General features: G+C 38.5%; 16 protein-coding genes. 6 read left to right on the top strand and 10 right to left on the bottom strand.

Annotated features, from left to right (window positions below):
• Positions 1 to 186: 186 nt before the first annotated feature.
• The 6 genes from ACKPEB_RS02895 to ACKPEB_RS02870 all read right to left on the bottom strand — a co-directional run bounded on the left by ACKPEB_RS02895 (position 187) and on the right by ACKPEB_RS02870 (position 9614).
• The gene (locus ACKPEB_RS02895) at positions 187 to 2073 is read right to left on the bottom strand and encodes a tetratricopeptide repeat protein (RefSeq protein WP_408963283.1); all 1887 of its coding nucleotides are present in this window, start codon (positions 2071 to 2073) and stop codon (positions 187 to 189) included.
• A gap of 117 nt (positions 2074 to 2190) precedes the next feature.
• On the bottom strand, positions 2191 to 3666 hold the full coding sequence (locus tag ACKPEB_RS02890) for a TldD/PmbA family protein (protein WP_408967497.1): 1476 nt from the start codon (positions 3664 to 3666) through the stop codon (positions 2191 to 2193).
• Positions 3667 to 3764: 98 nt separating this feature from the next.
• Entirely contained in the window at positions 3765 to 4892 is a 1128-nt protein-coding gene (locus ACKPEB_RS02885; RefSeq protein ID WP_408963281.1) for a DUF459 domain-containing protein, read from the bottom strand.
• A 6-nt stretch (positions 4893 to 4898) separates the two neighbouring features.
• Positions 4899 to 6323 (bottom strand): MBOAT family O-acyltransferase, encoded by a 1425-nt coding sequence (locus ACKPEB_RS02880; protein WP_408963280.1) that lies wholly within the window; start codon positions 6321 to 6323, stop codon positions 4899 to 4901.
• Between the two features lie 172 nt (positions 6324 to 6495).
• Positions 6496 to 8616, bottom strand: a complete 2121-nt coding sequence (locus tag ACKPEB_RS02875) for a hypothetical protein (RefSeq protein ID WP_408963279.1) — start codon at positions 8614 to 8616, stop codon at positions 6496 to 6498.
• Positions 8617 to 8909: 293 nt separating this feature from the next.
• Complete coding sequence (locus ACKPEB_RS02870; RefSeq protein ID WP_408963278.1) at positions 8910 to 9614, bottom strand: DUF1997 domain-containing protein; 705 nt, start codon at positions 9612 to 9614, stop codon at positions 8910 to 8912.
• A 131-nt stretch (positions 9615 to 9745) separates the two neighbouring features.
• On the opposite strand from ACKPEB_RS02870, the gene ACKPEB_RS02865 reads away from it, so the two are divergent.
• Together ACKPEB_RS02865 and ACKPEB_RS02860 are read left to right on the top strand one after the other, a co-directional pair.
• On the top strand, positions 9746 to 10408 hold the full coding sequence (locus ACKPEB_RS02865) for an NAD(P)H-binding protein (RefSeq protein WP_408963277.1): 663 nt from the start codon (positions 9746 to 9748) through the stop codon (positions 10406 to 10408).
• Positions 10408 to 11112: a glycoside hydrolase gene (locus ACKPEB_RS02860; protein WP_408963276.1), complete on the top strand. Its 705-nt coding sequence runs from the start codon at positions 10408 to 10410 to the stop codon at positions 11110 to 11112. The genes ACKPEB_RS02865 and ACKPEB_RS02860 overlap by 1 nt, the downstream gene beginning before the upstream one ends.
• A gap of 137 nt (positions 11113 to 11249) precedes the next feature.
• Here the strand turns inward: ACKPEB_RS02860 and ACKPEB_RS02855 are convergent, their stop codons facing one another.
• The gene (locus ACKPEB_RS02855) at positions 11250 to 13052 is read right to left on the bottom strand and encodes an EAL domain-containing protein (protein WP_408963275.1); all 1803 of its coding nucleotides are present in this window, start codon (positions 13050 to 13052) and stop codon (positions 11250 to 11252) included.
• A gap of 227 nt (positions 13053 to 13279) precedes the next feature.
• Positions 13280 to 14164 carry a fructosamine kinase family protein gene (locus ACKPEB_RS02850; RefSeq protein WP_408963308.1) on the bottom strand — a complete coding sequence of 295 codons (885 nt, stop codon included), beginning with the start codon at positions 14162 to 14164 and terminating at the stop codon, positions 13280 to 13282.
• 214 nt (positions 14165 to 14378) lie between these two features.
• Here ACKPEB_RS02850 and ACKPEB_RS02845 point away from each other — a divergent pair, with 214 nt between their 5' ends.
• Complete coding sequence (locus ACKPEB_RS02845; RefSeq protein ID WP_408963274.1) at positions 14379 to 15161, top strand: ABC transporter permease; 783 nt, start codon at positions 14379 to 14381, stop codon at positions 15159 to 15161.
• Between the two features lie 16 nt (positions 15162 to 15177).
• Positions 15178 to 15837: a thiaminase II gene (gene tenA, locus ACKPEB_RS02840; protein ID WP_408963273.1), complete on the top strand. Its 660-nt coding sequence runs from the start codon at positions 15178 to 15180 to the stop codon at positions 15835 to 15837.
• Here tenA and ACKPEB_RS02835 read toward each other — a convergent pair whose 3' ends face one another.
• Positions 15838 to 19317: a CHASE domain-containing protein gene (locus ACKPEB_RS02835; RefSeq protein ID WP_408963272.1), complete on the bottom strand. Its 3480-nt coding sequence runs from the start codon at positions 19315 to 19317 to the stop codon at positions 15838 to 15840.
• A 977-nt stretch (positions 19318 to 20294) separates the two neighbouring features.
• On the opposite strand from ACKPEB_RS02835, the gene ACKPEB_RS02830 reads away from it, so the two are divergent.
• Together ACKPEB_RS02830 and ACKPEB_RS02825 are read left to right on the top strand one after the other, a co-directional pair.
• The gene (locus ACKPEB_RS02830) at positions 20295 to 20432 is read left to right on the top strand and encodes a hypothetical protein (RefSeq protein WP_408963271.1); all 138 of its coding nucleotides are present in this window, start codon (positions 20295 to 20297) and stop codon (positions 20430 to 20432) included.
• Positions 20433 to 20539: 107 nt separating this feature from the next.
• Positions 20540 to 20719 carry a hypothetical protein gene (locus ACKPEB_RS02825; RefSeq protein WP_408963270.1) on the top strand — a complete coding sequence of 60 codons (180 nt, stop codon included), beginning with the start codon at positions 20540 to 20542 and terminating at the stop codon, positions 20717 to 20719.
• Positions 20720 to 20806: 87 nt separating this feature from the next.
• On the opposite strand, the gene ilvB is transcribed toward ACKPEB_RS02825, so the two are convergent.
• A partial coding sequence (gene ilvB / locus ACKPEB_RS02820; RefSeq protein ID WP_408963269.1) for a biosynthetic-type acetolactate synthase large subunit occupies positions 20807 to 22627 on the bottom strand: 1821 nt, incomplete at its 5' end.

Raw genomic sequence — 22627 nt, 5'->3', positions numbered from 1 at the left:
TATGACCTCTCCCCCTAACCCCCTCTCCTGCAAGGAGAGGGGGGACTAATTATTACTATTAAACATCAAAAATCATTAATTACTCCCCCTTCCCTAATAGGGAAGGGGGTTGGGGGGTTAGGTCACAAAGGTTTTTGAGAGAGAATGAAACAGCCCTGGGGTTTCCAGGTAGAAACTAGATGCAGATTAAAGTCGTTTGAGTAAAATTCCCGTTTGCCAATAATACGCTTCTCGTTTAACCGCTAAGGTTTGGAAAAAGGGTTTCCATTTTTCTTGAAAATAATCTAAATCATAGAAAACCAAAGAACGGGTATCTCGTCCCAAGGTAAACATCCCGAAATCTTGATTGATATAGTTAAAATAGTTTTCAATACAAGCTTGTTTTTGTTCTTGGAGCCAAATATTATTCTTAGAAAGCCATAATTCAGGGAAATCTTTAATTTTCTCAAAAATATAACGTTCTTGAATTGTAATAAAAGCCAGTCCTCCGGGTTTTAAAATGCGTCGAAGTTCTAACAGCCAAGCATCTGCTAAATCATCAATATGGGTAAACACTGACCCTGCATAAATTAAATCAAAATAGCGGTCTTCAAAGGGTAAATGGGGCATGGTTGTACCCACAAAAAAATGAAAGGGAGGGCTCATATTTTGCTGACACCAAGCAATACAATCAGCGTTAATATCTGTTCCCCATAGTTCACAAATCTCTGATAAATCTGCTAATTCCCGTAAAATCCGACCGGATGCACAACCAAAATCTAAAATTCGGCTTCCAGTTTTGATAAAATATCCGCTTTCTCGCAAGACATTAAGCATGATCTGAACTTGAGTTTTTCCAGAGTTGAGATACTTTTCCTCGTTTTCTGTAAAAACTAACATGATTTCCTGGGGAGGAACTGGAAATTGCCATTTTCCGGTTTGGGGATTTTTACCAGAAGAAATTGGTTTAGCTAAAATATAAGAGGGTGCTTGTCCCGATGTGGGATAATATTTTAACCAATCAATAGGTTCTAATTGATGTGATGATTCGGTAGCTGCATCAACAGAAGAAACTGTCTGGAGTTCATGGAGTTTTTGTTCCGCTTCAATATGATTAGGTTGTAATTTTAAAATAGTTTCAAAACAAGCGATCGCATCTGTTTTTTGTTCTAAATTGAGATAAGCTAAACCCAAGCTATAATAACAGGAAATTTCTGTAGAACTTAATTCTAAGGCTTGTTGATAGGCGACAATTGCATCTTGCCATCGATTTAACTGGGATAAAGCATCTCCTAAGTTTTTATAAGACCAAAAGAAATCTGATTTAATTTGATTTGCTTTCGTATAAATTTCAACGGCTTCTTGCCATCGGTTTAACTGGCATAAAGCATCCCCTAAATTGATATAAGACCAAAAGAAACTTGGATCAATTGCAATGGCTTGTTGACAAACTGGAATAACTTCTTCCCAGCGTTCTAAATGAATTAATGCGTTACTTAAACCAACATAAGACCAAAAGAAATCCGGTTTCAATTCAATCGAACGATGATAAATAGGAACAACATCTTCCCACCGTTCCAAGGTGGTTAATAATTCCCCTAATTTTTGATAAACTCCCCAATAGTTCGGATCTAATTGACGAGCTTTTTCATAACTAGAAACCGCTTTTTCCCATTTTTGGGTTTGACTCAAACATTCTCCTAAACTATTATAAACCCAAAAACAGTTAGGATCTAATTCACAGGCTTTTTCATAAATCAGAATCGCTTCTTCCCATCGTTTTAATTGAATTAAAGCTTCTCCTAAATTATTATAAGCCCAAAACTCATTAGAAGTTAATTCAATAACTTTTTGATAGGCGGTTACGGCTTGCTCAAATTGTTCGGTTTTTAAAGAAAAATAGCCTATTCTTTGATAAGGTAAGAGTAAGTTCGGTTCAATATCAATGATTTGTTGATAACAAGCGATCGCTGCGCTAAATTCTCCCTTTTCCTCGTGTTGAAGTGCCTGTTGATGTAATTCACTAATCAGTGAGATATAGGGATGATTAGATTGGGACAGGAGTATACTATCTTCTGAGTTAGATAAGGTCATATTTTTACCGATAAATTGTTGCAATGGGTACGTTTTTCTATTTTATCAATAAATCGTTCTATCTGCTTCCTTCAAAAAAGGTCTAAAGGATACCATTTTTTTCGCTTTTCTGATTCATTATCTTCCACCTACATTAATGTTTTGTACCCGCACAGGAACACAAGCATGACTCATTTGAGCAATTTGTAAAGGTTCTCCTTTTCCACAAATATTAGTCCCACATTGTTGCCATTCTGAAGCAGGGCCAATGGCATCTACTTGGTTCCAAAAATCTGTTGTCATGGCGTGATAAGTTACATCTTTTAACATTCCGATAATTCTGCCATTTTTAATTTGCCAAAAACTATCACCCCCAAATTGAAAATTTCGGCGTTGTTGATCAATTGAAAAACTACCAATTCCATCAATTAAAATCCCGTCTTTAGTATCAGCAATCATTTCGGATAATGTTGCGGTATGGCTTCCTCCCCTTGGCCCTGGTTCTAATCCTAAATTGGGAATTCTCACCATCGGTAAACTTGACCAACTATCCGCAAAAGCACAACCATTACTACTCGAACGTCCTAAACGATAAGCTGTTTCTCGGTCAGTTAAATAATCGACTAAAATTCCATCTTTAATAACATACCATTCTTGAGCGGGAACTCCTTCATCATCATAACCCAAGGTGCTACGTCCGCACGGTTGGGTGCGATCGCATTTAAAATTAACCCAAGGTGCTGCATATTGCAATTTTCCTAATTGATCTGTTGTGGCGAAACTCGTTCCAGCAAAATTAGATTCATAGCCATAAACGCGATCTAATTCTGTTGGATGACCGACGGATTCATGAATGGTTAAATAAAGATTACTAGGCTTTAAAATTAACGTCGTTTGAATGCCTGATGGCCCTTTAGGAGCATAAACTTTTTCAATGGCTTCTTCTGCAACCCGTTCAATTTGACTGAGTAAATCAGTTTGAGCAATATGTTCATAGCCAATATTTAAGGGAAGACGTTCATAACTGCGACTTTGAGCATCTCCATTGGCAACTGCTGTACAACGATATCCACTATAACTGCGATAAATCGTTTGTTCAATTAATGATCCTTCCGTTGAAGCAAAGAGTTTATTTTCTAAGTTAAATTGCAACGAGGAACTGGCTTTTATAATCCCCTGTTTTTCATACTGAAGTAAACGGTCATTAATCGTTAATAATAAATCGGCTTTTTCTGAAATAGAGATGGAAAATGGATCAATTTTAATGGGGGTAATATAGGTATCTTGATACGCTTGTACTGGAACTAAACGGACAGGATTTTGTTGACATAAACGGCTGGCTTTGGCAATTCCTACTGCTAAATTAACCACCCGAATTAACTCTTCAGGGGTTTGGCGGTGACTCGCAGCAAATCCCCAAGCACCGTTCAGCAGAACTCGAACTCCAAAACCTGATTCTTGATGATCTGTTAACTTACTTAATGAGCGATTATTGGCGGAAAGGGTTTGATTTCGATAGGTACAAAAACGAATATCTCCAGATTCACATCCAGCTTGATGAATTAAATCAATGGCTTGGGAAGCTAAATCGTAAATGATAGGTTTTATTAGCATTTTTACCATATTTTTTGAATGAAATAAAGAAGGGATAATTAACGTTTTTTAAAAAAGTTATGAACAATTTTAAGGAGATTTAGAAATGGTGGAAGGCATTACTTAGCAGTGGCAGGAGGTGTTTTAGAGGGGGATTCAGGAGATGTTTTAGAGGGTTGTGATTTAAGGGCAATAATTTTATCCTTTTTCATTTGATCTAGCACAACTTCACTAATAATATTAGCACCATGAGAGGTAAAATGAACCCCATCATTAATTTTAACAGATCGACGTTTACCCGATTTATCGGCAACAACGGCTAGATATTTTCCTCCCGATGTAAAGGTGTCCCAGGTGGAGATATATTTGATTTTGGGGTGCGCTTGACTGACATTTTGATAGATTTTATTCAAAACAGTAAAAATCTGATTATAACGAGGTTTTCTTGACATGGGTTGACCCACCCAGTAAACTTTTCTTACAGGAGAAGCTGAGAGTAATTTAGCATAGCGTTCAACTCGATCTTGATAAGCTTGTTCCCATCCTTTGCTTAACAGTCGTTGATAACGTCCGTTTTGATCGATAATATCTTGACCATCATTCCCCCCAAATAAAATAACAACAACATCGGGTTTATAACTTTTGATCAAGGTTGTTGTGCGATTATACCAATTATAATAATCAATTCGATTGAGTCCACTGGAAACTTTATAATCTAATTTTGTATGATTAATTTGATGGGTTTTGCGAAGATTTGACTGAAGTTTAACGCCTAAATCAAACATAATAGAATCCCCAACAAATAAAAAGCGAGTATAAGGTTTTTCAACGGTTGGTTTAGGTTGAGTTGGAGGAGAAATGGCTTTTTGAGCAGGAGTAGAAACAGGTATTTTGCTCAGTTGAGTATGAGGAGAAGTAATGGGTTTTTGAGGAGAAGAAACAGGCGTTTTGCTGGGTTGAGGGTTAGGAGAAGCAATGGTTTTTTGTTGAGGCGGAATGGTTACAGGATTGACTGTTGCAACTTCTGTGGGAGGAGAAGATTGATCTAAGTTAATTTCTTTAATTTGGTTCCAAAAGGCTTGTTCACTTTGGCGGAATTCGTCTAATTTTAACTGTTGTGCAGCTTGTTTTAAGGGGGGTTGCAGAAAGGAACTAGAGGCAATACTTTTGAGAAATAAGGAAAAATTGGAAAAAATTAAGGTCAAACTGACTAAACAGACTAACAGCAAAAATTCTCGATCTTTCATCGGGGATTAAAAATTAAAATAAATAAAGGGGGGAACGCTATTAGGGCCAAGCATAAGAATAGAATACACAAATCCAGAAATTAAAACAACCCTAAAAAAGATATTTTTTAAAGACAATAAGCGAATTAATGTTAACGTAATTGCTTCTCCATAAAAATTAATCAAAACTAAAATCATAAAAATCACGAGGTAAAGCTGCCATACATTAAATTGGATGATCTGAACCGGAGAATTCCAAATCCCTTGGATAAAATTCAACGCTGTTTCTATATTAGGAGATTGGAAGAAAATCCAAGTCACCGTGACAAATCCAAAGGTTAATCCCCAATTCAAAATCTGGATTAAAACTGATAAAATAGAATTTTGAGGTTGATTAATTTTAGGAAATATTTCTTCTTTAAAATAATGATTAATTCCTAATCCTAACCCATGAAGTCCTCCCCAAACAATAAAGTTTAATCCAGCACCATGCCAAAATCCTCCGATTAGAAAAGTTAAAAATATATTAAAATATTTTCGGATTTTTCCTCGTCGATTTCCCCCCAAGGGAATATAGAGATAATCTCTTAACCATTCCGATAAACTAATATGCCACCGATGCCAAAATTCTTGTAAACTAAAGGCACGATAGGGAGAGTTAAAGTTTTGAATGGGACGAAATCCAAATACACTAGAAATAGCATTCGATAAATCAGAATAGCCACTAAAATCAACGTAGATTAAACAGGAATAGGAAATAGCAGCTAAGATTAAATCCCAACGAGAGTAGGAATTTGGATCAGAAAACGGAAGTTGAGTAAAATTAAATAAAAAACTAGATAAGGTATATTTTTTAAATAGTCCTGATAAAATTAAGACAATCACTTCTTCTATTTTATAATTATATTTTTGAGAAGAATTGAGTTGTTTATAAAATTCTTTGGCGCGTGCAATTGGCCCCGCAGCAATTTGAGGAAAGTAACTAATATAAATAATATAATCAATCCATCGGGGAAATGCTAAGATTTTGCGATAACAATCAACGAGGTGAGAAATCATTCTGAAGGTATAGAATGAAACCCCAACTGGAACTAAAATCTCTAAAGGTTGAAAGTTGGAAACTGGGGGTAAAAAATCAAATATTGCTAAGAAACTATCAACAAAAAAATTATAATATTTAAACGTTCCTAAATATAAAATATTAAAAGTAATTCCCAAGATTAACCAGAATTTAGAGAATTTAGAGTTATTTTTTAAACCCCAAAGAATCCCATAATTGATTCCAATGCTAATTAACAACCCACTTAAGAAATTCAACCCCCAAAAGAAGTAAAATATTAAATTAACTAACAGTAAAAAAGGTTTATATAAATTAACTTGCTTCTTTAAAGAAATTCCTAAACTAAAGGTAAGAATAAAGAAAATCAGAAAGGAATAAGTAGGAAATAACATGGAAAAAATGTTGTTTTTGGATTAGGGTTAACACTTTTCTATTGTTCCTTAACGTCAATTGTGCCCAGTGCCGATTTTTTGAGTTCGACAGAACTCAAACGATCGCTCTTACTTGACTCTGTGAATTCCAACTCGGCAAAAATCCTGGGGTTTTCCAGCCTTTGTGTTTAGCCTATTCTAAAAATAAATTGGGGTCGGGTGCGCTGTCTCCAGTAGTAGAACTGGGTGCGGGTTCGGGTGCAGGTTCCGCGGCTGCGGGTTCGGGTGCAGGTGCGGGTGCGGGTTCTGCGGGTGCGGGTTCTGCGGGTGTGGAAGAATAATCCGAATAGCCAGCATCCGGGGCTGGATTAGAATAACCGCTATCGCCCGAATAGCTAGGTTCAGAATAATTAGAATAACCGCTATCGCCCGAATCACCTGAATTGTTATAATAGGACTCTTCAGACACCAAGCGAGTTTGTTCTACAGGAGCTTGTTCTGCTGCAATTGCGGCATCTCGTTCCGCTGCCCAACTTGCGATCGCCCCTTGCGCTTCAGAATATAAAGCCCGACCATAACCAATTTGAGACGCTTCTGCAATCGCCCCACTCAGATTTCCCTTCTCAGCCAAATCATAAGCTCGATTCAAAATCGGTCGATCTTCCGCCGTTTGAACTTGAGCCACCCAACCGGAAATTTTATCTCGTGCTGGCTTATACAAAGCTCGACCAGAGCTAATTTTAGACGCTTTATCAATCGCCGCACTGAGGTTTCCTTGTTTGGCTAACGCTAAGGCTTCATTGAGAATCGGTTGATCCTCAATCATTTCTATCCGTTTTGTCCATTCAGCAATTAACGTTTGAGCTTCAACCCGTAACGGACGTCCCAACGCCACTTGACGCGCTTGCTGGACGGCGGTTTGGAAGCCATCTAGGGTTTGGGTTTCAGCTAAGCGTCGGGCTAAAGCAAGATAAGGTTGATCTTCTAAGCGTTGAATTTCCTTGCGCCAATGAGCCACCAAGGTTTGAGCATGAACTCGCCGAGGTTGTTGAGGTGTAATCATTTGAGCTTGATCAATCGCCAGTTGTAACGTCAAGGGCGTCTGAAAACTTGCCACCAAAGTCGCTAACTGCAAATTCATCAAATCTTGAATTTGTCCTGAGACTTCCTCGGTTTTCACTTGGGCTTCCTCATAGGGCGGGCGATAATTGCCCATTTGCTCCAAAGCCGCTTGTCCTTCCCAAAGCAGCGCCATTTGTTGCCAAATCGGTTGACGATTAGCTTGATTCCAAGTTAGGGCTTTAATTTGACCCATTAAAATCAAATTTTGGGCTTCTGCATACAACGGAGAATAACTTGGAACTAAACTGGCAATTTCCGTTAAACCTTCTATATTTTTTTCCTTTAATTTTTTAGCCGATAAATCCAGTAACGACCGACTCCAATTTTTAATTTCTTTAACAGCCCCAGCATGAATATAAAGTTTTTGATTAATTTGATTCGCTAATGCAATCGCTTCAGCCAATTTTTCTGGGGTTTTTTCCTTGGCTAATTCCCGGGCTTCATTTAATCGTTGATTGCCTTGACGTTCCAAGCTTAAGCGATCCATAATTTCATTAAATCGCTTTTCGCTCCAATGACTATTATTTAATTGTGATAACCCTTGGGCATACTCAAAAGCTTTTGTCCAATCTAAAGCTTTCATTGCCATTAGAGCTTGATCATAAATTTTTTGCCCTTGATCCCAATTATTTTTCCATCCCTCAATGGCAATTTCCACCTGTTCATAGGCTGGGGTATTTTTCGGGACAATCTTCACAATTTCTAAAGCCGCTTTTAAATCCCCCTCCGTGTCAATTTTCTGTTTAGCAATTTCAATTAAAGCCTGTGACCATTGTTTCATTTTTTGTTGAGCGAGTCCCTGAAGGGGATGGTCAGCCGGCCAAGTTGCAATTAACGTAAAAGCTTGACGTAAGGGCTCAATTTTACCCGACTTTGTAGCGAGATCCGCACAATATAACCGTTCACTATCGGGAGACAAAGCCGAGATTTCTTCGCAGTTGGGAGCCGGAGGCATGGTTAATAACCACAAGAGCGCACCTGTTGCCGTTGTTCCAAACCCTAAAAAGATAATCAGCCACAAAAACGGCCAACCCCAAAACCAAGCCGGAAGTTTCAATGGAATGTGTTTCTGAACTATTGGTTTTTCCGCTACGGGTATTTCCAATGTGTTCTCCAATGGCGTCGAAGTGGAAACCTCCTCATTGAATTCCGATGGCGATAAGCGGGTTTGGTCAAATTGTGGTGTTGTCATTCCTTCAGCGTTCCTCATAATCGTGACTGCAGCCTAGCTCGAACTTGAAAGGTCGTTCCTGAATACTTAGGCGCACTTCCCACGCTAGTCTGAGAACCTGTGACCCTGCTGAACAAACCAAAGTCGAGTTTACAATGACTATTCCCTAACTTAATGGGACTAATCGTTATGGTTTGTCCTGCTGTCAGAGGAGATTTAGCCACTCTCAACCAGCAGGTCTGTCAAGGACAGAAAACAAACATTAAAATCATGGCAGATCTTAAACCAATCCCGCCCCTAAAGCAAGAAAAAATTTACAATCGTTGTTTCGGGAAAGGAATTCCCAGGCTACTGTGAAAGTCCTGTTGGGTTTTGGCACTCAGACGCCGAGACACTTGTTTAACGATATTTTTGAGTAAGGTATCCCCGGTTTTTTGAAGTAAAGATTTAGATTTAGTGCGGATAAATTTGGGAAATTGTACCCCAACAGCCAAATCTAAACGCCATTGTGCTCCAGTAATTGGGGTGGGACATTCACTCAATTCAATCCCCCGTTCACGACAAAACTCTTCCGTCGGTAAATCCACTAATTTCATTGTGGATTGAAAATCAACTTCATAACCCGGAGCGGTATAACCCGGTATGGGAACGGTGCGAATGCGATAAATTCCTTGATCATCCGGTGGGACTAATTCTAACCCAATTCGAGCTTCCACCAAATAGCCAAAAGCGCCAAATCGTCCGATTAATAAATCATAAGCATTATTTCCTAACGGTTGTGTTTTCATCGGTAACGCACACCGACAAAACCAACCGCTATGCTGACCTAAATATTCAGCGACGGTATCGAGATCGGCGAACATTTCCATACAGTCTTCAAAGTGACTATGAAACCACATGAGCTCTTGAGAATCTAGTTTGGCATCCGTTTCATCTTCGGCGTTGGGGAGAATCACAGAATCATCAATGGAGTTATATGATCCTCTTGAGGGTTGAGGTTCAGCGATATCGTACTGCATGATCTGTTCTCCTACGAGAGTTTTTTCCTATTTCCAGAATGCCCTGTCTGATCTTAAACCGCTACAATGAATATACGGAAATTTTGATGTTGTTTGTAAAACTTAACTACTACTGAGAAACATTTAACAGCATGAAAGCATTGGTCGCGGGTGCAACGGGAGAAACAGGACGCCGAATCGTCGCTGAATTAGTTAAGCGGGAAATCCCTGTCAAGGCGTTAGTTCGGAACATTGAAACGGCGCAACAAATTTTCCCACCAACGGTGGAATTAGTGACAGGAGATGTATTAAATCCTGATACTTTAGCCACCGCTATCCGAGATTGTACGGTTGTATTGTGTGCCACAGGTGCAAAACCCAGTTTTGATATCACCGGGCCCTACCAAGTGGATTATCAAGGGACAAAAAATTTAGTGGATGCGGCAAAATCGCAAGGAATTGAACATTTTGTTTTAGTTTCCTCTCTGTGTGTTTCCCAATTTTTCCACCCGTTAAATTTATTTTGGTTAATTTTGGTCTGGAAAAAACAAGGGGAAGAGTATCTGCAAAAAAGCGGTTTAACCTATACCATTGTGCGTCCTGGGGGGTTGAAAAATGAAGATAATAATGATAATATTGTTATGAAATCCGCCGATACTTTATTTGAAGGAAGTCTTCCTCGAACGAAAGTGGCTCAAGTTTGTGTAGAAGCTTTATTTAGTCAAGTGTCTCGCAATAAAATTGTTGAAATTGTGGCGAATTCAGAGGCTCCACAACAATCCTTTGAACAACTGTTTGCCAGTGTATTAAACTAATGGGAAGATCTCTAAGAAAAGACCAACTTCGTCGCCGAAAGCGACTGTTTTGGAGTGTTTTACTGTTGTTCGGTTTAACGTTTATTGGCGTCAGAAGTTGTCAAGGAAAATCTGAATTTCAACCCTTAATTGATCAACAGGTGGAAACCCAGTGGCCACCGTTGGTCATGCGGGGGGGTGATCCCTATATTCGGGCGTTGATGCGAACCATTTCCGCCAGCGAATCGAGTTATTCTGACCCCTATTATGTTTTATATGGGGGAAAATATGTCTCAAATTTAGATCGTCATCCTGATGAGTGTATTAAAATTGTTACAGGCCCCAACACAGGAAAATGTACCACCGCCGCTGGGCGCTATCAAATGTTAAAAACAACTTGGGATGAAAAAGCTGAACGCTACCATCCAAAACCGTCTCAATTTTGGTTTTGGCTTCCCTATAGTTTTGAACCAGAATATCAAGATGCGGTGGTTTATCGTTGGTTATTAGATGAAAAGTTTTGGGGTGCTAATATTTCCCAATTATTACGAGAAGATAGACTCGATGAAGTGTTGAAATTATTATCAGGAACCTGGACAAGTTTAGGGTATGGAATTGAAGATAATATGATCACGGGTGATCTACCCGAAATTTATAACCAAATTTTACAAAATGAACTCAATCACGAAAATGCTTCATTGTGGGTGAATCAAGACTCTCCTTAAAACTCTATAGCACGACTTGAACAGGGAACAGTAAGCAGTGAAAAGGGTTGAGGATTTAGAATTCTCCTAACTGTAATGCGGATTGCTATCTAGGGTCTGCTAAACTGATTACCTTCATTCAAACCCAACCCTAAATCCTACCACTGGGGATGAGATAATAATAGGGTTTCTGTCGCTTCTGCGTCCAAAGGTTTAGCAAACAAGTAACCTTGACCCAATTCACAACCCAAGAGTCGAAGTAAAGAGAGTTGTTCTGGAGTTTCAATTCCTTCAGCCACAACACTCATCCCTAAATGATGGGCGAGATTGAGAATGGCTTGAACAACTTCTAAATTTTTTTCCATGGAATCCAAACTGCTAACGAAGGAACGATCAATTTTAAGAATATCTAAAGGAAAACGATGTAAATAACTTAAGGAAGAATATCCGGTTCCAAAATCATCTAAACTTAACTGAATTTTTCGGGATTTTAGTTGTTCAAATAGCTGGGTTGCTAATTCAGGATTATCCATAATTGCACTTTCTGTAATTTCGAGTTTTAAATTTTCACTCTCTAACCCAAAATTTTCCAGAATCTGATCAATATGTTCAATTAAACCCGGTTGAGAAAACTGTTTGACGGATAAATTAACACTAATGCTAATATCAAAGATTTCTCCTCGTTCTTTGGCTTGGTCTTGCCAATATTTTAATTGACGACAAGATTGTTCTAAAACCCATAATCCCAAGGGAATAATTAAACCCGTTTCTTCGGCAATGGGAATAAAATGATCCGGTCGAACTAAGCCACGTTGGGGATGTTTCCAACGCACCAAGGTTTCTAAACTATTAATTCGACCTGTTAATAAGCAAATAATCGGTTGATAATAAACAATAAATTCTTGACGTTCAATCGCTCGTCGCAAATCATTTTCTAACTGTAAACGAGTTAAGGCGCGAGTGTGCATATCCCGATTAAAAACTTCATAACGGGCTTTTCCTAATGCTTTCGCTTGATACATGGCGGTATCTGCATCTCGTAATAAATGTTCTGGTTGTTGATAATCAACGGTTCCTAAAACAATGCCGATACTGGTATTAATAAAAACTTCGTGTTGATACAGTAAAAACGGTTGACTTAAAGCGTGTTGAATCGCTTGAGCTAAGAAGGTGGCTTCATCAATGGATTCAATTTGTTCTAACAAAACCGTAAATTCATCTCCTTCAAATCGTGCTAAGGTATAATGAGGATTAATACAAGCGGATAATCGTCTTGCGACTGCTTTTAACAATTGATCTCCCGCTAAATGACCTAACGAATCATTGACCATTTTAAAGTCATCACAATCGAGAAATAATACGGCAAATTGACAGTTAGGATGGGTATGGGTATACGCTAAAATAGCCATCAATCGTTCCATAAAATACACTCGATTGGGTAAACCCGTGAGTGCATCATGGGAAGCCATGTGCAGTAATCGTAAATTCGCTCGTTCGAGTTCTTTGGTTCGTTCTTTAACTCGTTGTTCCAGTTCAAAATTTAACTTTTGAATTTGCATTTTTGCAGCTTGTAAATTCAGTTGATTTTTAATTCTCGCTAAAACTTCTCTAATCTCAAAAGGTTTGGTAATATAGTCTACACCGCCCACTTCAAAGGCTTTAATTTTATCAAATACTTCGTTCAATGCACTTAAAAAAATCACAGGAATATCGCGGGTACGTTCTGAAGATTTCAATTGTTTACAAATATCATACCCGCTCATTTGAGGCATACGAATATCTAATAAAATTAAATCTGGTGGGTCAGTAATGGCTCCCATAATGGCGGCGGAACCATTAATGACACAACGAACATCGTACCCCTGTTCTGTTAACATTGCGGACAACAGATATAAATTATCCGGTGTATCATCCACAATCAAGATATTCGCAAGCGGGCTATCAGGTTGAGCATCATTCATTAGACAAGACAGTTATCAGTTATTAATGATCAGTTAATACTTTTGTGGTCATCTCTATAATCTCTTCAAATGCAAATTGATTGATTAGAGAACAGTAAGAAGTGAAAAAACTTCAGGATTCAAAAATGTCCTAACCCATCATGCGTAGTGCTATATATTCTTTTAAGTTTATTAAGCAAAATTAACAATAAAATCAATCGAGTTGATTGATAAAGTATACCCACCGTTTAACGTAAAATCTCACGAATCATCTGATTGGCTTGGGCTGCATAGCTTCCTCCAAATAAGTTAAAATGATTCAAAATATGGTAGAGATTGTAAAGCTTTTTCCGTTGTTCATAACCTGACTCTAAGGGAAAGATTTGATAATACCCTTGATAAAACGATGGCGGAAAACCACCGAATAATTCAGTCATCGCCAGATCAACTTCTCGATCTCCAAAATAAGTTGCAGGATCATAAATAACCGGTTCTCCCTCAGCCGTAACAGCAGCATTTCCTCCCCATAAATCGCCATGAACAATAGAGGGTTTCGGATCATGTCCAGCCAACAAATCTGGAATCAGATTCAGTAATTTTTCGGCTTGTTCAAAATGTCCTCCGCGTCGTTTAGCCAGTTTTAATTGATAGCCAATTCGATGTTCTTGCCAAAATTTTGCCCAATTTATTTCCCAAGTATTAATTTGAGGTGTTGAACCAATGGTATTATTAATACCCCATCCAAAATTTTCATAACCCGGTTCATTTTCTGGGGGAGTCCACCGATGTAATAACGCTAATTTTTGTCCCATTGCTTTCCAAGCTGAAGCTTGACTTTTTCCGCCTAAATTCAGCCATTCTAAAACCAAATAGGCAGAATTTCCCAAGATTCCCCAACAAATGGGTTGAGGAACTCGAATGGTTTGCGTTTTCCCAATCTGTTGAATGCCTAAAACTTCGGCTTCAAACATGGCAAATTCACAAGCTTGATTAAGTTTAATAAAATAATGGCTCTTGCCATTACTAATCTGATATCCTTGATTAATACATCCTCCACCAACGGATCGGCGATCGCTAATTTGAAACCGTTCTCCGGTGGCTTGACTAATCTGTTCTGCAATTTGATCCCACATCATACTTAAATTTTTTTGTTCTTATCATGATTGTATCAAATTTTAAAAAGTTCAGTCAATCGAGAGAGTCTCAATTCATTGTATACAGGATTTAAAATTTCTCAAATCCTCAAATTCAGAGTCCAGCTTGGGTTCAAGTTAAAACTCATTTGCCTCTACCCGTTATTTAAAGTTAACTATGTTATCCTAATCTTAGCTTAAAAATTGATAAATTATGCAGCGATATTTAAAAATTTTAACTTTATTTTGGCAAACAGCACTTGCGGCTGAACTGGAATATCGAATTAATTTTTTAATTTCTGCTATCACCAGTTTAGGAAGTTTAATCGGCAGTATCTTTAGTTTATCTTTATTTTATAGAACCGGATATAGTTTTGAAGGTTGGAGTTGGGAAGAATCCTTAATTGTTATGGGTATTTTTACAATTTTACAAGGTATTTCCACAACTTTTTTAGTTCCTAATTTAAACAAAATTGTCACTCATGTCCAAGATGGAACCTTAGATTTTATCTTACTTAAACCTCTCAGTAGTCAATTTTGGCTATCGACTCGAATGATCTCTCCTTGGGGAACTCCTGATTTAATTTTTGGCGTCTCAATTGTTGTTTATGAAGGCAGTAAACTAAACTTAAGCATTCAAGATTATTTGGATAGTTTATTGCCGTTGTTTTTTGGAATTATCAGTTTATATAGTATCTGGTTTATCTTAGGAGCCATGAGTATTTGGTTCGTTAAAATTTATAATGTAACTGAAGTATTACGGGGATTATTAGAAGCGGGACGATATCCAATGGTTGCTTATCCCCTCGCCTATCGTTTCTTTTTTACCTTTATTGTACCCGTTGCTTTTTTAACAACCATTCCCGCCGAATCAATTTTAAATCGAACTCAAATTTCTTGGGTTATCGGTTCAGGGTTCCTAGCTTTAGGATTATTAATTATTTCGGCAAAATTTTGGCGATTTGCCTTAAAATTCTATACCAGTGCTTCAAGTTAATTGGAAATTAAAATCGATGAAATTTACAGAAACCCTTTGGCAGTCCATTGAACCGATTTATGCTCAAATTTTATCCCATGCTTTTGTTCAAGGATTAACCGATGGTTCCTTAGATGAATCTGCCTTTAAATTTTATGTGATTCAAGATGCTTTATATTTACAAGATTTTGGTCGAGGATTAGCTATTTTAGGCACTAAAGCCGATGATGATGGATTTTTAATGTTTTGTGACCATGCTCGAAATGCAATTTTAGCAGAACGAAGTTTACATGAAAGTTTTTTTAAAACTTGGAATTTAAACCCCGAAACCGTTGATCAAACCCCTCCCGCACCTCATTGTTTATTATATACCTCCTATTTAATCCGAGTCGCTTTAACTCGTCCCTATTCAGAAGCAATAGCAGCCTTTTTACCCTGCTATTGGATTTATTTAAAAGTCGGTCAAGATTTAATGAAAAAAGGTTCCATTAATCCCTTATATCAACAATGGATTGATACCTATAGTAGTGATGAATTTGAAGCGATTGTACAATCGGTTTTAAACGTCACCAACACCATGGCTGCATCTCTCACCGAAAGTCAAAAAGCCGCCATGAAACACCATTTTATCCTCACCTCTAAAATGGAATATCTATTTTGGGATATGGGTTATCAGCAACAATCTTGGCTAATTTAATTAGCCAATAATGTCCATTAAATTAGCAATGGTAAACAGTAATTCAAAGGATTCTACAGGTTTAGCTAAATGAGCATCAAATCCAGCCGCAAATGCTTCTTGACGGTCTTCAGCTTTCGCATAAGCTGTTAATGCTAAAGCTGGAATTTTACCTCCAGCTTCTGGAGGTAACAAACGGATTTGACGCAATAATGAATAACCATCTCCTCCCGGCATTCCAATATCACTGACTAAGATCTGAAATGGAGATCTGCTACTCTTGGCTTTAAAAGTATTCAGTGCTTCTTCTGTACTCCCCACTGTCACGACCTCCGCTCCACAATTTTGTAAAATATGAGCGACAAAATCACGAGCATCAACTTCATCATCGACCACTAATATTCGCATTCCCTTTAATTTTAAACAGCTTTCTGCTATCAAATCATCATCCTTCATAAAATTTTCAAAATCATCATTTCCGTCACACAAATCCGATGCTATCAAGGGTAATTTAACCGTAAAAGTTGTACCCTGTCCTAACCCTGGACTATCAACACTAACCGTTCCTCCATGCAGTTCAACTAAATGACGAACAATGGCTAATCCTAATCCTAATCCCCCCTGTTTACGAGTAATAGAACCATCCGCCTGTCGAAAACGTTCAAAGACAAAAGGTAAAAAATCTCGACTAATTCCTTGTCCTGTATCGCTAACCTGAATTTCTGCATATTCTACACTTTCAGATTTTTCGGCTTCAGGTATTAAAAATTGTTCCTGTTTTTGAAAGAAAGAATCTGAACTAGAAACCTCACCTTTGCCTTGAGATTTGCCGAGTCTAACTTCAATTCTTCCCCCTTCTGAACTAAATTTCACCGCATTGGTTAGTAAATTCCAAATCACTTGTTGTAAACGATTACCATCCGCCATGATAATCCCAATATTAGGTTCAAGAGCCGCATGAATCGTAATATTTTTCGCCTGCGCCACCGGACGTACCGTGTCAATTGCCACTTCAATAATAGGAATTAAAGAAGTAGGATTTAGGCTTAAGTGTAATTTTCCCGTAATCACACGAGAGACATCTAATAAATCCTCAATTAGTTGTGCTAAAGCACGGGTATTGCGGTTAATCGTTTCTGTGGCGCGCTTAAAGATTTCTTCATCTAACTGTCGAGACATTAACAGTTGTGTCCATCCCAACATTGCATTTAAAGGTGTTCGTAATTCATGGGAAAGAGTCGCTAAAAATTCATCTTTGAGGCGGTTTGCTTCTGCTAACTGTTCCGCACGGGTACGAAGTTGAGATTCTAATTGTTTACGATTGGTGATATCTCGTAGTGCGGTCACTTGAACTTGACGACCTTTATAAACATGGGGACGACTAATAATTTCTAAATTAAAGCTAATACCTTCTTTGGTTAACCCGATCGCTTCCAGAGGTGCTTCTAAATACTGGTGAATGCGGTCTAACGTTAAATCTTCAGTTTCAAAAGTCACAAACTCTAAAACCGAGGCTCCAATCATATCTCCTAAATAACAATTAAACATGATAGCAGCACCTTGGTTGGCATCTAAGATGATCCCATTTTCATGAATAATAATTCCATCAAAAGTTGTTTCAATTAAGGTTCTAAACCGAGATTCACTTTCTTGTAATTCTTCTTCAGCGTGTTTGCGTTCTGTAATATCTTCATAGATAAAAACCACTTCTCGAATTTGACCCACTTCATCTCGCACCGGATAAATATAAGCTTGTACCCAGCGTTGAGCATAACCATAACAGGACAATCCAGGGAAACTTTCATGAGGATCATATAAAATGGGTGGAATCGTGACCCCTTCTCCAGCAAATCCTCGTTCAATATAAGGCAGAACATCTTTTTCAATTAATTGCTTATCATTGAAAATATTATAATTTTTAATTGTTTCCCCTGAAATTCCCCACAAATCTTCCCAGGCTCGGTTAACACGCTGAACCAACCCATCTAAAGATAAAATTAAAATGCTCAACGGAGATTGTTCAATCATCGTGCGATATTGCACTTCCGAACGACGTAATAAAGCTTCCGCTTGACGACTGTCCGTCCGGTCAATGGCTACACCTCCCACCAAGGGATGTCCATCAGTATCCCAAATCGGAAATTGATACACTAAAAATTCTCCAATTGTGCCATCTCGCCTTGGGATCGATTCAATTCCTTCTAACACTCGATTTTCTGACACCACAATCGAAATATTCTCTAAAAATTTTGAAGCTAAATCGGGGGAAAATAAATCAGAAACCGTTATTCCTAACCGTTGTTCGGGAACATTAAAGGTTTTAATATAACTTTCACTGCAATATAACATTCGACCCGTCGCGTCGCACATCCACGCCACCGCCGGACTATAATCCATAAAAACCTGAAATCGAGCTTCACTATCTCGCAGCGCTTGTTCTGATTTTTTTAATTCTGTTGCATTTTTTTCAGCCGTGCGTCTAGCTTGAATTTGCGATCGCATTAATCCAAATAAAATTAGACTCACTATACCCCCAGATAAACCAATATAGGGAGCAATGATTTGTTGAGAATTAAAATCTAATTCGGGACGGGAAGTATAGTGAATTGTCCAAGTTTGTCCCGCGATATCGATCAATACCATTCGCTGAAATCGGGGTTTAAACCCAACGGGAGACTCAGGATTAGAATTATACAGAAGATGGGCCGGAGTCACCGCTAACCCATCATAAATTTTGAAATCAATAAACAACTCTGGATTACTTCCAAACAGACCTTGCATCAAGTCACCCATCCGAAACGGACTATAGATAAATCCGATTAATTTTTGCCTTCGTTCTATCACCGTTGGGGGAATCGAATTGCCTTGATAAATGGGAAAATAAATTAAAAAACCGGCTTGTTTTTTCTGATCAATTTCTTGTCGGAGGGTGACTCGACCCGATGCCGCGGGCAAACCTCCATCACGAGCGCGTTCCATCGCCTTACGACGCACAGGCTCACTGAACATATCATATCCAATGGCGGCTCGGTTTCGTTGATCTAACGGTTCAAGGTAAATAATCCCATGATATTCCGGTCGAGGATAATCGGGATGAATCTTAAAGTTCGAGATTCCTTCCTCTTGCATTCGGTTAGTTAATGGATCGATTTCCGATGGTGATAAGCGAATCGTAAACCCAATTCCTTGAATCCCCGGATATTCCTCCCGCAATTGTAACCGCTCCATGTAGGCGCGAAATTCTTCTCGATCTACATCCTCTAGGGCTGCAAATAGTCCGCTTCCAGCCCGCAGTAAGGCAATATAGGTTTTAACATGATCTCGGATCAGATTCTCCGTGCGTTGAATCGAAGAGTCAAATCGTAATTGCTCTTGGTTGCGTGCTGTTGATTCCACATAATAGGTTGCGATCGCCGTCAACAGCAATGTGCTTAACAGAACAAGATAGGGAACAATCTGGCGATTGGGTGATAAAAATTGATAGCGCCATTTACGTTTCATAGAGACATCATCGGAAGTTTGATGATTAGGAATACAGGTCAACCTGAGTAATTGAGATGTTTTCAGTCATTGTTTTTTCTGAGCGGAGCAGAATGACACAATCTATTTTTATTGTGATACAACCCTGGCTCTAATGTCACCTTGACTGCACAAGAACCGATATTTTCTACCCCTACGCAGAGTTTATTCATTATACCATTTTTAATGCTTTTCTTCATTTAGCCGTTGATGGTCACTGGATGTACTCCACAGAATTTCAAATTTATATGATTAGTAATAGTCAATAAATTAAACTTATTTTTATTAAATTTTGATTAATTATTATGAAATTTTTGAAAAAGTTTAAATAATAAAAAATTATTAAATTTCCTCTAAGCTATCCCCCAATTTTATTATAGAGCCAATAAGTACCTCGACAGAAGTACCTAAAAATAATTGTTGACACATTTCTAATTTCCAGTTACAGTGTTTCTTCCCTACTATTTCTGTTTTGAAAAAAAAAGTCTAGGGGTGAATCGAAGCTCGAGTCATGGATGGGAACTTCGAGTTGATCTGCTTTCACCCCTATTAACGAACCCGCTACCACATCTTTCTACAGGGATGTTACCGGATTGAGTCTACATCGTATGCCTCTGAGTCATTCAAGTTGGTTTATTCTTCAGCGATAATCCTCCTTGAGTGCATAGGACACATCACCCTGCTACTGTAAGTTAATTATCCCAAGACCATCATCGATTTGAAAATCTATAAAGTTAGCAAGTTTAATCCCTAAAATTCATGCTCCTGGGATGCTCTTTTCTTGAAAGCATATTATCACTGTTTTGTCAATCTATAAAACTAAGAACTTTAGATTGAAATCTAAATACCACAAGCAATCAATCCAATATCCTCAGAATGTTACCATTAATGGTGAACACCTAAAAGTTCCTAAGATTGGTGAAATCAAAGCAGTTTTTCACCGAGAAATCACAGAAACAATGATAGCAATATACCGATTTAAACGTGAAATTTCTCCCCCAACCTTTACAACGGGTGATCACGGCTTGGAAGCAGATTCAACGGCTCTAGCACGCCACCCGTTTTCTGCCTGGAAATTCTTAACGATTTCTTTATAAAACTTTACACAACTGTTAAAGTATTTGTCGTTTTTGTAACAACATTTCAGGAGAGGATAAATTGGAATTAAGAAAGAAACATAAAAGTTTATGGAGAAACAGCAACCATGTTTATCAATCTTTACTGGAAAAGACCCCTTTCTCATCCCCATCTGGAAAAACCCGCCTTAGAAACGCCGACTTTAACTCAAACCCAAAGCAAAAGCCTTGCAAAAAAAGGACAATTAGTGGCGCGTTGGGTTAAGGATGAAAACTCTCGGCTTTCGTGTCAATGGGTGAGTGAATAGTTCGATTTTAGAAAAAACATTCAACAATTTATGCAAGTGCACAGTAGAAACCGATCAGAACAGCTAGTGTCTGATCGGTTTAAAATTTTAAGCTAAAACTAAATTAGCTGTTAATTTCGCTCCACATTCTGAACAACATTTATGATGAGCAGGATTTAAACTTCCGCAACTGGGACAGCCTAACACCTGACCATGACCATTGGTTTCTATCATGGCAGGTTTTAATCCTATCATATCATCGTTACTGTGACCCGGAGCCACCATTGGGAAACAATCTTCATTGCGCGTGACCCGCACATCTAATAACATCGGGCCGTTATACGCTAATAATTCAGTAATGGCATCTTTTAACTCTTCCCGACGAGAAATATTCATCGAGCGAATATTATAAACATCGGCTAATTTAGCAAAATTCGGACTACCTTTTTCTAAGTTTGTTGCTTCATAGCGATCATCATAAAATAAATGTTGCCACTGTCGTACCATGCCCAACCAACCATTATTTAAAATAATCGCTTTCACCCCAATATTATATTGAGAAATTGTTCCCAATTCCTGCATATTCATCTGAAAACTTCCATCCCCACTAATACAAATCACTGGTTCATGGGGTAACGCCATTTTTGCACCGACGGCGGCAGGCATTCCATATCCCATTGTCCCTAAACCGCCACTAGAAATCCATCGACGCGGCCCGGTTTTCAGAAATTGAGCCGACCACATTTGATGTTGTCCCACATCTGTTGTATAGAAGGCATGGGGAGCTTGACGAGACACTTCTACAATCACTTCTTGGGGAGAAATTCCTTGTTCTGGATGGGGAATTTCTAAGGGATATTCTAAGCGTAATTGAGTTAAATGTTGACACCAAGCTTTGGTTTTTTCCGGGTTAATACTATCTCCCAATTCATGCACGTGACGCAACAAATCAATTAAAACTTGACGCACATCTCCGACAATGGGAACATCGGGGGTGCGGGTTTTGCCAACTTCTGCCGGATCAATATCAATATGAATCACTTTAGCATTTTTCGCAAAACCGTTTCCTTGACTGGCTACTCGGTCATCAAACCGCACCCCTAAAGCAATTAATAAATCACATTCTGTTACGGCAAAATTCGCATAGGCTGTGCCGTGCATTCCTAACATTCCTAATGATAAGGGATGATTTTCATCAAAGGCTCCTTTACCCATTAAGGTTGTTGTGACTGGAATTTGAAACCGTTCAGCTAGTTCGTGAATTTCTGAATGGGCACTGCTAGTAATGGCTCCGCCACCGACATATAATAAAGGTTTTTCGGCTTCTTGAATTAACTTTAACGCTTGATGAATTTGCCGAGGATTTCCTTTAATCGTCGGTCGATATCCAATCAGTTTAACTTGACCCGGTTCAACAGGCTCATAATCAATTTTAGCAATCCCAACATCCTTGGGAACATCAATTAAAATCGGCCCTGGTCGGCCACTATTTGCTAAATAAAAGGCTTCAGCAACAATGCGAGGAATATCTGCCGGGTTTCGCACTAAATAAGAATGTTTAACAATGGGTAAAGTAATACCATAAATATCAATTTCTTGGAAGGCATCACTCCCTAAAGAGCTTCGTGGAACTTGTCCGGTAATGGCGACCATCGGTACCGAGTCTAAGTAAGCTGTTGCTAACCCGGTGACGAGGTTAGTAGCACCTGGGCCAGAGGTGGCTAAACAAACGCCGACTTTACCCGTTGCTCTGGCGTAACCATCGGCGGCGTGTGCGGCACCTTGTTCATGGCGGACAAGAATATGTTGTAATTCTCCGGCTTGTTCGGCTCGATAAATTTCATCATAAATGGGTAAATTTGCCCCCCCTGGATAGCCAAAAATATGTTTAACACCGTGACGTTTCAGGCTATCAATTAAGGCAAAAGC

This window comes from Planktothrix sp., from assembly GCF_046067725.1.
Lineage (GTDB): Bacteria > Cyanobacteriota > Cyanobacteriia > Cyanobacteriales > Microcoleaceae > Planktothrix.
The sequence above is the reverse complement of the archived record's forward strand: the minus strand, read 5'-3'. Positions and strand labels throughout refer to the sequence as shown.

Excerpts from the sequence above, each read along its gene's own strand:
- ACKPEB_RS02890 (WP_408967497.1), bottom strand. The coding sequence starts at position 3,666 with ATGCTAATAAAACCTATCATTTACGATTTAGCTTCCCAAGCCATTGAT.
- ACKPEB_RS02850 (WP_408963308.1), bottom strand. The coding sequence starts at position 14,164 with ATGTGGGATCAAATTGCAGAACAGATTAGTCAAGCCACCGGAGAACGG.
- ACKPEB_RS02870 (WP_408963278.1), bottom strand. The coding sequence starts at position 9,614 with ATGCAGTACGATATCGCTGAACCTCAACCCTCAAGAGGATCATATAAC.
- ACKPEB_RS02895 (WP_408963283.1), bottom strand. The coding sequence starts at position 2,073 with ATGACCTTATCTAACTCAGAAGATAGTATACTCCTGTCCCAATCTAAT.
- ACKPEB_RS02865 (WP_408963277.1), top strand. The coding sequence starts at position 9,746 with ATGAAAGCATTGGTCGCGGGTGCAACGGGAGAAACAGGACGCCGAATC.
- tenA (WP_408963273.1), top strand. The coding sequence starts at position 15,178 with ATGAAATTTACAGAAACCCTTTGGCAGTCCATTGAACCGATTTATGCT.
- ACKPEB_RS02845 (WP_408963274.1), top strand. The coding sequence starts at position 14,379 with ATGCAGCGATATTTAAAAATTTTAACTTTATTTTGGCAAACAGCACTT.
- ACKPEB_RS02875 (WP_408963279.1), bottom strand. The coding sequence starts at position 8,616 with ATGACAACACCACAATTTGACCAAACCCGCTTATCGCCATCGGAATTC.
- ACKPEB_RS02860 (WP_408963276.1), top strand. The coding sequence starts at position 10,408 with ATGGGAAGATCTCTAAGAAAAGACCAACTTCGTCGCCGAAAGCGACTG.
- ACKPEB_RS02835 (WP_408963272.1), bottom strand. The coding sequence starts at position 19,317 with ATGAAACGTAAATGGCGCTATCAATTTTTATCACCCAATCGCCAGATT.
- ACKPEB_RS02855 (WP_408963275.1), bottom strand. The coding sequence starts at position 13,052 with ATGAATGATGCTCAACCTGATAGCCCGCTTGCGAATATCTTGATTGTG.
- ACKPEB_RS02825 (WP_408963270.1), top strand. The coding sequence starts at position 20,540 with ATGTTTATCAATCTTTACTGGAAAAGACCCCTTTCTCATCCCCATCTG.
- ACKPEB_RS02880 (WP_408963280.1), bottom strand. The coding sequence starts at position 6,323 with ATGTTATTTCCTACTTATTCCTTTCTGATTTTCTTTATTCTTACCTTT.
- ACKPEB_RS02830 (WP_408963271.1), top strand. The coding sequence starts at position 20,295 with ATGATAGCAATATACCGATTTAAACGTGAAATTTCTCCCCCAACCTTT.
- ACKPEB_RS02885 (WP_408963281.1), bottom strand. The coding sequence starts at position 4,892 with ATGAAAGATCGAGAATTTTTGCTGTTAGTCTGTTTAGTCAGTTTGACC.